Consider the following 12,575-nt stretch of genomic DNA (forward strand, 5'->3'; position numbering starts at 1 on the left):
GGATGTTTTCACGATACAAGAAACCCGGCGAGGCCGGAAAAGCGGCGAAACCCAGCGCCAAGGCCGGGCTAAAGCCGGTCGAGGACGCGCCCAAGACCAGCCCGGTCGAGGACGCGCCCAAACCGTCGCTGCGCCGCCCGGCCCAGGTGGCGGCGAATGCCGCGCCGCAGGACAAGGAACGCAAGCGCAAGGAACGTCTTGCGGAAATCAAGATCGAGCTGCATCGATCGCTGCTCGACAACCTCAATCTGGGCGCGCTCGACAGCGCGACCGAGGCCGATCTGCGCGCCGAGATCAGCGCAATCGCCAGCGAGGCGCTCGAAGAGCGTAACATCGTGCTCAACCGTGAGGATCGCACGACCCTTACGCAGGAACTTTATGACGAGGTGCGCGGGCTTGGCCCGCTTGAGCCGCTTCTGAAGGACGACACGGTCAACGATATTCTCGTCAACGGCCCGCATCAGGTGTTCGTCGAACGCGCCGGCAAGCTGGAGCTGACCGACACGACCTTCAAGGATGAAAAGCATCTCTTGCGGATCATCGACAAGATCGTGAGCGCCGTGGGTCGGCGGGTGGACGAATCCAACCCCTATGTGGACGCCCGTCTGCAGGACGGCTCGCGCTTCAACGCCATGGTGGGCCCCATCGCCGTCGACGGCAGCCTGGTGTCCATTCGTAAGTTCAAGAAGGACAAGCTCGGGATCGACGATCTGGTGCGCTTCGGCGCCTTTTCCGAGGAAATGGCGGCCTACCTGCAGGCCGCCGTGGCCTGCCGTCTGAACGTGATCGTCTCGGGCGGTACCGGTTCCGGTAAGACCACCACGCTTAACGCGCTGAGTTCGTTCATCGACAATTCCGAACGGATCCTGACCATCGAGGATACCGCGGAACTTCAGCTGCAGCAGATCCATGTGGGCCGGATGGAAAGCCGCCCGCCCAACGTGGAAGGCAAAGGCGAGGTCAGCCCGCGCGACTGTCTCAAGAACGCGCTGCGGATGCGCCCCGACCGCATCATCGTCGGCGAGACGCGCGGCGAGGAAGTGATCGACATGCTGCAGGCCATGAACACGGGCCACGACGGGTCGATGACCACGATCCACGCCAACAACCCGCGCGACGGCATCAGCCGTCTGGAAAACATGGTCGCCATGGCTGGTCTGGAAATGCCGCTCAAGGCGGTGCGCAGCCAGATCGCTTCGGCCGTGAACCTTCTGGTGCAGGCCAGCCGTCTTCAGGACGGCTCGCGCCGGATGACCTCGATCACCGAGATCACCGGCATGGAAGGCGACGTGATTTCCATGCAGGAAATCTTCCGGTTTCAGCGCGTGGGCCTGACGCCCGACAACAAGATCATCGGCCATTTCACCGGCACAGGTGTGCGGTCCAACTTTTCAGAGCGGTTCCGTCTGTGGGGCTATGACCTGCCACCCAGCATCTACGAGCCCATCGCCGCGGAGTAAATGATATGAGTATCAGTGCAGAACCGATCATCTACGGCCTGATCTTCGTGGGCGTGCTTGTCCTCGTCGAGGGCCTTTATCTGACCGTCTTCGGGCGCTCGATCAGCCTCAACAACCGGGTCAATCGCCGGCTGGAGATGCTGGACAAGGGCGGCAACCGCGAAGAGGTCATGGAAAAGCTGCGCAAGGAGATGGAACAGCATCTCAAGGCGCGCAAGATCCCGCTTTACTCGATCCTGTCGACCAAGGCGCAAAAGGCTGCGATCGCGTTTTCCCCCAAGCAGTTGATCATGCTGATGGTCGGCCTGAGCTTTCTGGCCTTTATCGGCCTGTCGATTGGTACGGCCACCGCGGTGCCGGTGCGGGTCTTCGTTTCGATCGCCATGGGCGTCGGCGGCATCTTCACCTGGATCAACATGAAGGCCAACAAGCGCATGGCGCTTTTGGAAGAGCAGCTGCCCGACGCAATCGAACTGATGGTGCGCTCTCTTCGCGTCGGTCATCCGTTCAGCTCGGCCATCGCCATCGTCGCCAACGAGGTTGCCGACCCGCTGGCGACCGAATTCGGGGTGATCGCCGACGAGGCCGCCTACGGCCGCGACATGGGCGAGGCGCTCAAGGACATGGCCGAGCGGCTGGACATGCAGGATCTGCGCTTCCTTGCGGTGGCGGTGACGATCCAGCAGCAATCGGGCGGCAACCTGGCCGAGATCCTCGACGGTCTGGCCAAGGTGATCCGCGCGCGCTTCCGTCTCTTCCGCCGCGTGAAGGCCATCACGGCAGAAGCGAAGTGGTCGGGCAAGTTCCTGTCGGGCTTCCCGATCCTTGCGCTGATCGCCATCCAGCTGATCAAGCCCGACTATTACGACGAGGCCATGGAGCACCCGTATTTCATCCCCGCCTGTCTGGCGGTGGGCGGGTTCCTCATCGCGAACCTGATCGTGATGCGCGCGCTCGTGAACATTAAAGTGTAAAGGACCGGTTCGATGGGCTTTCTCGATAGTGTCATGCAGACCATGACCGACACGCTCGGCCCCTTCGGCCCGATCATCGTGATCGGCACGCTGGGCCTTATCCTTGTTCTTCTCACGATCCCGCTGATGATCCGCCAATCGCAGGATCCGCTGGAGAAACTGAAGAAGAACTCGCGCGCCGGGGCCGCCGACAAGGAGCCGAAAAAACGCCTGCGCGCGGGTCAGCGAAACGAGAAACTGGACAAATACGCCAAGTTCCTCGAACCCGATGATGAAAAGCAGCTCAGCCAGATCCGCCTGACGCTGATGCAGGCCGGGTATCGCAACCGCGACGCGGTGCGCTACTACCACTTCGCGCAGTTCGCGCTGGGGATCGGCTTTCTGATCCTGGGCGTGCTTTACTTCGTCGTGTTCGTCTCGGGCAGCGAGGATACCAGCACGCAGCAGACGATCATGTACATTCTCGGGCCGGGCGGCGCGGGCTACATGTTGCCCAAATACTGGGTCACCAAGCGTCAGCAGAAACGCCAGGAAGAGATCACCGACGGCTTTCCCGACAGTCTCGACATGATGCTGACCTGTGTGGAAGCGGGCCAGTCGATGGATCAGTCGATCATCCGCGTGGCCAACGAGATCCGCGCCTCCTACCCCGCGCTGTCTGAGGAATACGAGATCGTCGCGCACCAGATCAAGGCGGGCCGCGACAAACCCTCGGTGCTTAACGAGATGGCCGAGCGCTGTGGCGTGCAGGACATTTCCAGCTTCGTGACCGTGCTGGTGCAGTCGCAATCCTTCGGCACCTCGATCGCCGACGCGTTGCGGGTCTATGCCGGCGAGATGCGTGACAAACGGGTCATGCGCGCCGAGGAAAAGGCCAACAAGCTGCCGACGAAGATGACATTGGCAACGATGATGCTTACAGTTCCACCATTGCTGATCATCCTAGTCGGTCCGTCGGTGCTGGGGATCATGGAACTCTTCGCGATGGCCGGCCAGTAAAAGACCAAAGGGCAACATGGCACGAGCAGGTGTCTGGCTATTGATTTCTTGCGCCCTGACCGCGTCCTGCGGCCAGGGCGCCGGGCTGTCCGGTGCGGACAATGGCCCCTTCGCCCCCGGCGTCGCCCGCAACCAGGAGTCCGTGGACGGTATTCTGGTGGGCAACCGGCTGATCGATGCGGGCGAATACGAACTGGCGATCGACGCGTTCACGCGAGCAGCCCTTGATCAGGGGCTGTCGGCGGACGTTCTGGCCGGCATGGGCAGCGCCAATCTTGGCCTTGGCCGCGTGCATACCGCCGAACGGCTGTTGCGCGATGCGCTGGAGAAGGACGAGACCTCGCCGGAAATCTGGAACAATCTTGGGGTCGCCCTGCTGGAAAAAGGCGAGATCGCCGAAGCGGAACAGGTCCTCAAACGTGCCTACGCGCTCGACAATGGCCAAAGTGACTCAATTCGCGACAATCTGCGGTTAGTTCTCGCAAAAACGGAAAATTCCGTTTATGATGAACCCCAAGAACAAGACTATAAACTGATACGACGCGGTAGCAGCGACTACATGATACGCACGATATCAGATTGAGGCGAAGGCAGTAAAAGGACGCAAGAATGCGCCATCCCATCTTTCTAGGCATCTGCGCGGCAGGCGCATTTGCACTTTCGGGCTGTGATGAACAAGGATCGTCGCAGGTGGACAGGGCCCTGTCCGACATCAATGTCGTGGACGAGAGCAATCTCAACGACGTGATGCTTAATGTCGCCGACCCCGACGAGGCGGTGTCGTATTTCCAGCGCACGCTCAAGGACAACCCCGACCGCATCGACGTGCAGCGCGGTCTGGCGCAGTCGCTGATCCGCGCCAAGCGCCACACCGAGGCCGCTGCCGCCTGGAAACGCGTGACCGAGCACAAGGACGCCACCGACGACGACCGGGTGGATTTCGCCGATGCGCTTATTCGCAACGGGGAATGGGAGCGCGCCGACGAAGTGCTCGACAACATTCCGCCGACCTTCGAGACGTTCAAACGCTACCGTCTCGAGGCGATGATCGCCGACAGCAACAAGGAATGGAAAAAGGCCGACAGTTTCTATGAGACCGCCATCGGCCTGACGACCCGTCCCGCCGGCGTGATGAACAACTGGGGCTATTCCAAGCTGACCCGGGGCGATTTCGCCGCCGCGGAAAGCCTGTTCTCGGACGCGATCCGCCAGGACGACAAGCTTTTTACCGCGAAGAACAACCTCGTTCTGGCGCGTGGCGCGCAGAAGAAATACTCCCTGCCCGTGATGCAGACCACGCAGGTCGAACGCGCGCAGCTTCTCTATACGCTCGGTCTTTCGGCGATCAAGCAGGGCGACACCAATATCGGCAAGGGCCTGTTGCGCGACGCCATCGAGACCCATCCGCAGCATTTCGAGGCCGCCGTGCGGTCCCTGCGCGCGCTGGAAAACAACGTCGAGTAAGCCGCGAAAGGCCCGTTTCATGCCCCTCGACATCACGAGCTGGTCCGCGGCGTGGTTCCTGCCGTTCGTCACGCCGATCTGCCTCTGGGTGATCTGGAGCGATCTGAAGGCGATGCGCATTCCCAATGCCGCTGTGCTGACCATGGCGGGGATCTTCATGATCGTAGGGCTTTGGGCCGTGCCGATCTGGCCGGATTACCCGATGCGTCTGATGGCGCTGGTGGTCATGCTGATCGCCGGCATCATCGCCAATGCCGCCGGTCTTATGGGGGCGGGCGACAGCAAGTTCATCGCCGCCGCAGCACCCTTCGTGGCGCCCGCCGACTGGCGCGTGATCGTGTTCATCCTGATGGCCAACCTGCTGGCCTGCTACGTCACCCACCGGATCGCGAAACACACGCCCCTGCGCGCGTTGGCACCGGATTGGACAAGCTGGGACAAGGGCCGCAAGTTCCCGATGGGCTTTGCGTTGGGCGCCTGTCTGGTGATGTATCTCATCGCGGGCGTCGTCTGGGGCCGCTGACAGCCGCGCAATGCCTCGTCCCTGCCCGGGACGGACCATAATTTCTGCACGATTATCGCCGATCTTGAAACGAAGCGTTCCGCGTGGGCCTGTCCCGCGACGGACCGGTCGCAGTGTCAAGCAACGGGGCCAGAAGCCAATGAATATGCAAGTCACCACGGGTGTGCAGCCGCCACCCCCGCCCAAGGACCTTCAGGACATGCGGCTGCCCATCGTGATGATGCGGGATATCGTGCTCAAGACCATGTTCCGCAAGAATCTCGACATGGTCAGCGAACTGGCCGAGGCGGTGTGTCTGCCCCGCGCCGTCACGCAGGAGCTTGTCGATATCGCCCGCGGCCAGAAATATCTCGAGGCGACGGGCAGCCTGACCGCGACAGGCAACGGCGAGATGGGCTATCAGCTGACCGATGCGGGCAAGACCCGCGCGATGGACGCGCTGTCGCAGTCGGAATATTTCGGCGCGATGCCGGTGCCGCTGTCGGTGTACCGCGAGCAGATCAAACGCCAGTCGATCCGCGATATTCAGATCACCCGCGACCAGCTGACCAAGGCGATGGGACATCTTGTGCTGCCCCCTGCGCTCATTGGCAACCTCGGTCCGGCGGTGTCCTCGGGCCGGTCGATCCTGATGTACGGGCCCCCGGGCAACGGTAAATCCTCGATCTCCAACGGTATCCGCGACGCGATGGGCGACAAGATCTATGTGCCGCGCGCCATCGAATACGCGGGCCAGGTCATCACCGTCTACGACCCGATCGTGCATTCCAAGGCCGAGGTCGAGGTCGACGACCCCAACAGCCTGCGCCGCAAGCGCACGTTTGATACCCGCTATGTGCGCTGCGAACGGCCCACGGTGATCACCGGGGGCGAGCTGTCTCTGGACATGCTCGATCTGGTCTACAACCCCACCGCACGCACCTATCAGGCGCCGCTGCAGCTCAAATCCACCGGCGGGATCTTCATCGTGGACGACCTTGGCCGTCAGGCCGAGCCGCCACAAAGCCTTGTGAACCGCTGGATTGTGCCGCTGGAGGAATCGAAAGACATCCTCGCGCTTCAGTCCGGCGAGAAATTCGAGGTGCCCTTCGATACACTGGTGATCTTCTCGACCAACTTTCACCCCAACGAGATCTTCGACCAGGCCGCACTTCGCCGGATCTTCTTCAAGATCAAGATCGACGGACCGTGCCAGCAGGATTTCCTCAAGATCTTCGCGATGGTGGCCAAGAAGCGGGGAATGCCACTCGATGAGGCGGCGCTCTTGCACCTGCTCAAGGTCAAGTATCCGACGATCGACAACATCTATGCGAACTATCAGCCGATCTTCCTGATCGACCAGATGATCTCCATCTGCGAGTTCGAGGGCATCCCCTATCAGATGTCGCCCGAACTGGTCGACCGGGCCTGGGCGAACATGTTCGTGAAAGACGAGAAAATCGTGAAATAAGCGCGGCCAGGAGTTTTTCGAAAACTCCTGGCAAACTTTTTCTGAAAAGTTTTGCAGGTCCGCCTACATCAGGCGGATGACGCAATTGCCTTCCGTCTTCGAGAACTGGTTCGCCACACGCGGCTGGTCGATCCATCCGCATCAGCAGGCGATGCTGGAGCGCGCCCAGGCGCCTGCGCTTCTTCTTATTGCGCCGACCGGTGGCGGCAAGACGCTGGCGGGGTTTCTGCCCACTTTGGTCGATCTGGCGGAGGGCGGACATGAGGGGCTGCACACGCTGTATATCTCACCGCTCAAGGCCTTGGCGGCAGATATCAAGCGAAACCTGACCACGCCCGTCACAGAGATGGGCCTGCCCATCCGGATCGAGGACCGCACCGGCGACACGCCGTCGAGCGCCAAGCGCCGTCAGCGCGCGGACCCGCCGCATATCCTGCTGACCACGCCGGAAAGCCTTGCGCTTCTGACCTCCTACGAGGATGCACCGCGTATTTTCAAAGGGTTGAAGCGTGTGGTGGTGGACGAAATCCATGCACTGGCCGAAAGCAAGCGGGGCGATCAGCTTTTCCTCGCGCTCTCTCGGTTGCAGGCGATGTGCCCGGATTTGCGCCGCGTGGGTCTCTCGGCCACGGTGGAGGACCCCGACGCCATCGCCCGGCTTCTGGCCAAAAACCCCGATCCCTGCGAGATCCTGCAGGCCGATCCGGGGCCGGAGCCCGATATCTCCATGCTGAAAACGGACGCGCCCCCGCCCTGGGCCGGGGGCGGCGCGGCCTATGCCATTCCCGCCGTTCTGGACGAGGTCAGGCGCCACAAGATCACGCTTATCTTCCACAACACCCGCGCGCAGGCCGAAATTTTCTTTCACAACCTGTGGCTTGCCAACGAAGACGCGCTGCCCATCGGCATCCACCACGGAAGCCTTGACCGCTATCAGCGCGAGCGCGTCGAAGGCGCGATGCAGCGTGGCGAGCTGCGCGCGGTCGTCTGCACCGGCTCGCTCGATCTCGGCATCGACTGGGGCGATGTGGATCTCGTGATCCAGGTGGGCGCACCCAAGAACGTCAAGCGACTGGTGCAGCGGATTGGGCGGGCCAATCACCGCTACAATGCGCCCTCGAAGGCGCTGCTTGTGCCCGCCAACCGGTTTGAGGTGATCGAATGCCACGCAGCACTCGAAGCCGTCAAAGACCGCGATCTCGACGGGGAACCGCGCGGACCGGGGCCGCGCGACGTGCTGTGCCAGCATATCCTGATCCGCGCCTGTGCCGGCCCGTTCGAGGCGGACGCGCTTTTTGACGAGGTGAAAACCGTTGGCGCCTATCAGGGTCTGACCCGCGCGCAATTCGACGATTGCCTCGATTTCTGCGCCACCGGCGGCTATGCCCTGCGCGCCTATGACCAGTGGCAGCGGCTTCTTTGTCGCGACGGGCTGTGGCAGCTGCGCGATCCGCGCGCCGCGCGTCTGATCCAGATGAATATCGGCACCATTCAGGACAGTGACCTTCTGAAGGTGCGGATGCGTCGCCAGCGCGGCGGCAAGCCCTTGGGCGAAATCGAGGAGGGCTTTGCCGCGTCCCTCACCCCCGGCGATACGTTTCTGATCGGCGGTCAGATCGTGAAATATGAAGGCCTGCGCGAGATGGTGGTCGAGGTCAGCCGCGACAGCGCCCGCAAGCCCAAGATCGCCACCTTCGCCGGCACCAAATTCGCCACGTCGACCCAGCTCAGCCAGCGGATCCTGCACCTGCTGAACGAGGGCGACCAGCGCCCCCTGCCCGCCCACACGCGCGACTGGATCGACCTGCAGACGCAGATGTCGCGCCTGCCCAAGGCGGGCCGTCTTCTGATCGAAAGCTTTCCGCATGAGGGGCGCGAACACGCCTGCATCTACGGTTTTGCCGGACGCAACGCGCAGCAGACATTGGGGCTTTTGCTGTCCAAACGGATGGAGGAGATGGGCCTTGCGCCAATGGGGTTCGTGTCCACCGATTACGCGACGCTCATCTGGGGGCTCGATCCGCTGACCGAGGCTGCGCCACTCTTTGACCGGGCTGCGCTACGCGCGGGGCTGGACAAGTGGCTGGCCGGCAACCAGTTGATCAAGCGGACGTTTCGGGCCTCGGCCACCATCGCCGGGCTCATTCAGCGCAACGTCGCGGGGGCGCGCAAATCCGGGCGTCAGGCGACCTTTTCCTCGGATATCCTGTACGACACGCTGGCGAAATACGATCCCGATCACCTGCTTCTGGACATCACCCGCGAAGAGGCGATGCGCGGGCTTATCGACTTTGGCCGGATCGAGGAGATGCTGGACCGGATCGAGGACCGCATCGACCTTGTGCGCCTGCCCCGCGTCACACCCTTCGCTGCACCCTTGTTCCTTGAGGCCGGGCGCACCCCGGTCGAGGGCGCGGCGCAAGAGCGGCTTTTGGAGGAAGAGACGCAGCGCCTGATGGAGGCCGCAGGACTGGCGTGATAGGGCTTGCATCGGCTGGCATGGCGCGACAAGAACAAGACATGAACGGATACGATTTTATTCTCGCCGGGGCCGCGTTGACGGCACTTGGCTCGGGCGCGCTTTACTGGCGCGAAAAGAACCTTCTATGCGTCTCCGACATGCATCTGGGCAAGACCGAGCGGCGCGCACGGCTGGGCGAGGCCACCCTTCCGCCCTACGAGACCCACGATACCCTGTCCCGGCTACAGGCCGATCTGGCGGCGACGGGGGCCACCACGGTGATCTGCCTTGGCGACAGTTTCGACGACGCCGCCGCCGCGCGCGCGCTTCTGGAGGCCGAAAAGTTATGGATCGCGCGGCTGCAGGCCGGGCGGCGCTGGGTCTGGATCGAGGGCAATCACGATCCCGGCCCGATGGATCTGGGTGGCACGCATCTGCACGAATTGCCGCTGCCGCCGCTGACCTTCCGCCATATCGCGAAGCCCGGACGCTCGGGCGAGCTTTCGGGGCATTATCATCCGAAGGTGACGCTGCCGGTGCGGGGCCGCGCGATCACGCGACCGGCCTTTCTGATCGACACCGACAGGGTGATCCTGCCCGCCTACGGCACCTATACGGGCGGTCTACGTAGCCACGATTCGGCCTTGACCGACCTGATGCGGCCCGAGGCCATCGCCGTTCTGACCGGCACGACCCCACGCGCGGCACCGATGCCGCGCTAAAGAATTCCGGCCTCTTCCAGATCCCGACGATAGGTACGGCTGACCGGCACGCGGTCGCCATTGGTCAGCACGATCCAGGTCTTCTGCGCGTTCTCACGGTCGATGCCGGCGATGGCCGCGCGCGTGACCCAGTGCGACCGGTGGGTACAGTAACCTTCGACCGGTTCCATCTCGTCGATTGCATCGGCAAGGCGCATCCGCAGCATCTGTACGCCGTCGGCGGTGGCAACCTCGACATGGTGATCCTGTGCGGAAAGACGCAGAACCGGGCTTGTCATATCCGGGTCAAGCCGCCGCGCCAGGCGTGGTGCCGAGCGGTCCAGAGATCCGCCCAGTCCGCCGATTTCCGAGCCCATGAAGCGCTGCGCGCGCGTGTCCAAAGAAGGAATGAGATGCCGCACCACCGCGACCGACAGGGACAGCACGAGAACATAGAACGCGACATAGGCCAGGCCCGGCGCCTGTGCGCCTGTCTGGCTTGCGAAGGCCCGCGTGATCCACCAGATCGCGGGTGAAAGCAGCGCGACCAGGAACACAGTGACCAGCGCCTCCTGCCAGAGCCGCCTGTCGGTCCGCACCAGTGAAAAGACGAGGGCGCGGGCGCCATAGCCCACCAGGATCGAAACCGAAACGATCACGACCCAGAACGCCGCGCGGTTGATAGTATCGAGCCAGTCAAGCGTACCGAAGGGTCCGGCGACAACCGCAACCCCAACCGCGCAAAACCAGATCAACCCGGTCTCGATCGTGAACAATGACCGAGCTTGAAGGGTCAATTGTTTCCTAAACCTGTCCCGGAACACAGTCACCTCGCACTAACTCACACAATACCATGTAATATATGGCTTTTTTCTGGTTCAACCATTAAGTTAAAAAAAAGGTTCCCTGTCAGCCTCCCAATTGTCGCACTAGGATCCGATCCGCGCATGTCCGTCAGCCCCGAAAACCGCATCCGCGACAGCTTCAACGCGCAATCCCTGATGCGCACATTTGACGCCCGGCTGGAGCGTGTTGCGCCCGGCGCGGTCGACATCAGCGCACCTATCGGGGACAACGTGCGTCAGCAGCACGGCTTCGCCCATGCCGGGCTCAGCTTTTCCTTGGGCGACAGCGCCGCGGGCTATTCCGCGCTGTCGCTGTTGGATGAAGGGCACGAGGTACTGACAACCGAGATGAAGATACATCTGCTCGCTCCGGCGGCCGGCGACCGCCTCGTGGCGCGGGGCGGGGTGATCCGTGCGGGCCGACGGCTGGTGGTGGTCGAGGCAAAGGTGTTCTCGGTCACATCCGGCGCGGAAAAACAGGTGGCGCTGATGACGGGCACGATGATTCCCGTACCCTTGGGCTAAGGTCGTCCCTGCCGGTGGATGCCGTGCGGGAGGTCGCCTGGACCCCCCAAAAAAAGCCCCCGCGGTGTCGCGCGGGGGCTTTGGCTTTTCATGATGGGCCTGCTCAGGCGGTGAGCCCCTCGGGCTCGGGCAGGCCGTTCGCGCGGCAACAGGCCGTCACGGTGTTGGCCAGAAGGCAGGCGATGGTCATCGGCCCCACCCCGCCCGGCACGGGCGTTATGGCCCCGGCACGCGCGGCACAGCTGTCGAAATCGACATCGCCCACCAGCTTGTTCTTGCCTTCGCGCTCGATCCGGTTGATGCCCACGTCGATAACGGTGGCGCCTTCCTTGATCCAGTCGCCCGGCACCATTTCGGGCCGGCCGACGGCGGCCACCACGATATCGGCGCGGCGCACGACCTCGGGCAGGTCCTTGGTCCGGCTATGCGCGATGGTCACGGTGCAGCTGTCGCCCAAGAGAAGCTGCGCCATCGGCTTGCCCACGATGTTGGAGCGTCCCAGCACGACCGCATCCATGCCCGAGAGGCTGCCGTGATGTTCGCGCAGCATCATCAGACAGCCCAGCGGCGTGCAGGGCACCATGCTTTTCTGACCGGTGCCAAGCAGACCCACGTTCGAGATGTGGAAACCGTCCACATCCTTGGCCGGGTCGATCGAGTTGATCACCAGATCGGAATCAAGATGATCGGGCAGCGGCAATTGCACGAGGATGCCGTGCACGTCGGGGTCCTTGTTAAGCTTGTCGACAATCGCCAGAAGCTCTTCCTCGCTGATCGTGGCGTCGAACTTGTGCTCGTAGGAATTCATCCCCGCCTCGACCGTCTGCTTGCCCTTCGAACGCACGTAGACCTGGCTGGCGGGGTCCTCGCCCACCAGCACCACGGCCAGACCAGGCGTGATCCCGTGCTCTTCCTTCAGGCGGGCCACATGGGCCGCCACCTGTTCCCGAACCTTGGCCGAGAACGCCTTGCCGTCGATAATTTGCGCGGTCATCTCTGTCCCTCTTCTTTCTGTCCTTGTGCTTTGTGAGGCGGTTTTAGCGCTAACCGCGCGCAAGACCATGCCACCTTTTGTCTCAGAACAGCCCCTCGATCTGTCCGTCTTCGTTGAGGCGGATGTTTTCGGAGGCGGGTCTTGAGGGCAGGCCGGGCATGGTCATGATCTCGCCGCAG

The 12,575-nt window shown here is 62.7% G+C and carries 13 protein-coding genes; 10 read left to right on the top strand and 3 right to left on the bottom strand.

Going from position 1 to position 12,575, the window contains the following annotated elements:
- Positions 1–2: 2 nt before the first annotated feature.
- The 9 genes from EZV60_RS14460 to pdeM all read left to right on the top strand — a co-directional run bounded on the left by EZV60_RS14460 (position 3) and on the right by pdeM (position 10,053).
- Complete coding sequence (locus EZV60_RS14460; protein ID WP_135506300.1) at positions 3–1,460, top strand: TadA family conjugal transfer-associated ATPase; 1,458 nt, start codon at positions 3–5, stop codon at positions 1,458–1,460.
- A gap of 5 nt (positions 1,461–1,465) precedes the next feature.
- The gene (locus EZV60_RS14465) at positions 1,466–2,434 is read left to right on the top strand and encodes a type II secretion system F family protein (protein WP_135506301.1); all 969 of its coding nucleotides are present in this window, start codon (positions 1,466–1,468) and stop codon (positions 2,432–2,434) included.
- A 12-nt stretch (positions 2,435–2,446) separates the two neighbouring features.
- On the top strand, positions 2,447–3,433 hold the full coding sequence (locus tag EZV60_RS14470; protein WP_135506302.1) for a type II secretion system F family protein: 987 nt from the start codon (positions 2,447–2,449) through the stop codon (positions 3,431–3,433).
- Positions 3,434–3,575: 142 nt separating this feature from the next.
- Positions 3,576–4,016 (top strand): tetratricopeptide repeat protein, encoded by a 441-nt coding sequence (locus EZV60_RS14475; protein ID WP_342588802.1) that lies wholly within the window; start codon positions 3,576–3,578, stop codon positions 4,014–4,016.
- A gap of 26 nt (positions 4,017–4,042) precedes the next feature.
- A complete protein-coding gene (locus EZV60_RS14480) occupies positions 4,043–4,897 on the top strand; it encodes a tetratricopeptide repeat protein (protein WP_135506304.1) in 855 nt (284 codons plus the stop codon).
- Positions 4,898–4,916: 19 nt separating this feature from the next.
- Positions 4,917–5,420, top strand: coding sequence for a prepilin peptidase (locus EZV60_RS14485; RefSeq protein ID WP_135506305.1), 504 nt, complete (start codon positions 4,917–4,919; stop codon positions 5,418–5,420).
- A 139-nt stretch (positions 5,421–5,559) separates the two neighbouring features.
- Entirely contained in the window at positions 5,560–6,870 is a 1,311-nt protein-coding gene (locus EZV60_RS14490; RefSeq protein WP_135506306.1) for an ATPase, read from the top strand.
- Positions 6,871–6,946: 76 nt separating this feature from the next.
- Positions 6,947–9,349: a ligase-associated DNA damage response DEXH box helicase gene (locus EZV60_RS14495; protein ID WP_135506307.1), complete on the top strand. Its 2,403-nt coding sequence runs from the start codon at positions 6,947–6,949 to the stop codon at positions 9,347–9,349.
- Positions 9,350–9,390: 41 nt separating this feature from the next.
- Positions 9,391–10,053 (top strand): ligase-associated DNA damage response endonuclease PdeM, encoded by a 663-nt coding sequence (gene pdeM, locus EZV60_RS14500; RefSeq protein WP_135506308.1) that lies wholly within the window; start codon positions 9,391–9,393, stop codon positions 10,051–10,053.
- On the opposite strand, the gene EZV60_RS14505 is transcribed toward pdeM, so the two are convergent.
- Positions 10,050–10,808 (bottom strand): LytTR family DNA-binding domain-containing protein, encoded by a 759-nt coding sequence (locus EZV60_RS14505; RefSeq protein ID WP_135506309.1) that lies wholly within the window; start codon positions 10,806–10,808, stop codon positions 10,050–10,052. The two genes, pdeM and EZV60_RS14505, sit on opposite strands and share 4 nt — an antisense overlap.
- Positions 10,809–10,979: 171 nt before the next feature.
- Between EZV60_RS14505 and EZV60_RS14510 the strand changes: the two genes are divergently transcribed.
- Positions 10,980–11,402, top strand: a complete 423-nt coding sequence (locus EZV60_RS14510; protein WP_135506310.1) for a PaaI family thioesterase — start codon at positions 10,980–10,982, stop codon at positions 11,400–11,402.
- Between the two features lie 103 nt (positions 11,403–11,505).
- Here the strand turns inward: EZV60_RS14510 and folD are convergent, their stop codons facing one another.
- Positions 11,506–12,396, bottom strand: coding sequence for a bifunctional methylenetetrahydrofolate dehydrogenase/methenyltetrahydrofolate cyclohydrolase FolD (gene folD / locus EZV60_RS14515; RefSeq protein ID WP_135506311.1), 891 nt, complete (start codon positions 12,394–12,396; stop codon positions 11,506–11,508).
- 82 nt (positions 12,397–12,478) lie between these two features.
- Positions 12,479–12,575 (bottom strand): formate--tetrahydrofolate ligase (locus EZV60_RS14520; RefSeq protein WP_135506312.1); only part of this gene is annotated, 97 nt, incomplete at its 5' end.

The sequence above is a fragment of the Roseovarius aestuariivivens genome (assembly GCF_004761875.1).
GTDB lineage: Bacteria > Pseudomonadota > Alphaproteobacteria > Rhodobacterales > Rhodobacteraceae > Roseovarius > Roseovarius aestuariivivens.

Bases quoted from the DNA above. Each gene is read 5' to 3' on its own strand.
- folD (WP_135506311.1), bottom strand. From the start codon at position 12,396: ATGACCGCGCAAATTATCGACGGCAAGGCGTTCTCGGCCAAGGTTCGG.
- EZV60_RS14490 (WP_135506306.1), top strand. From the start codon at position 5,560: ATGAATATGCAAGTCACCACGGGTGTGCAGCCGCCACCCCCGCCCAAG.
- EZV60_RS14470 (WP_135506302.1), top strand. From the start codon at position 2,447: ATGGGCTTTCTCGATAGTGTCATGCAGACCATGACCGACACGCTCGGC.
- EZV60_RS14465 (WP_135506301.1), top strand. From the start codon at position 1,466: ATGAGTATCAGTGCAGAACCGATCATCTACGGCCTGATCTTCGTGGGC.
- EZV60_RS14480 (WP_135506304.1), top strand. From the start codon at position 4,043: ATGCGCCATCCCATCTTTCTAGGCATCTGCGCGGCAGGCGCATTTGCA.
- EZV60_RS14510 (WP_135506310.1), top strand. From the start codon at position 10,980: ATGTCCGTCAGCCCCGAAAACCGCATCCGCGACAGCTTCAACGCGCAA.
- EZV60_RS14495 (WP_135506307.1), top strand. From the start codon at position 6,947: ATGACGCAATTGCCTTCCGTCTTCGAGAACTGGTTCGCCACACGCGGC.
- EZV60_RS14485 (WP_135506305.1), top strand. From the start codon at position 4,917: ATGCCCCTCGACATCACGAGCTGGTCCGCGGCGTGGTTCCTGCCGTTC.
- EZV60_RS14460 (WP_135506300.1), top strand. From the start codon at position 3: ATGTTTTCACGATACAAGAAACCCGGCGAGGCCGGAAAAGCGGCGAAA.
- pdeM (WP_135506308.1), top strand. From the start codon at position 9,391: ATGAACGGATACGATTTTATTCTCGCCGGGGCCGCGTTGACGGCACTT.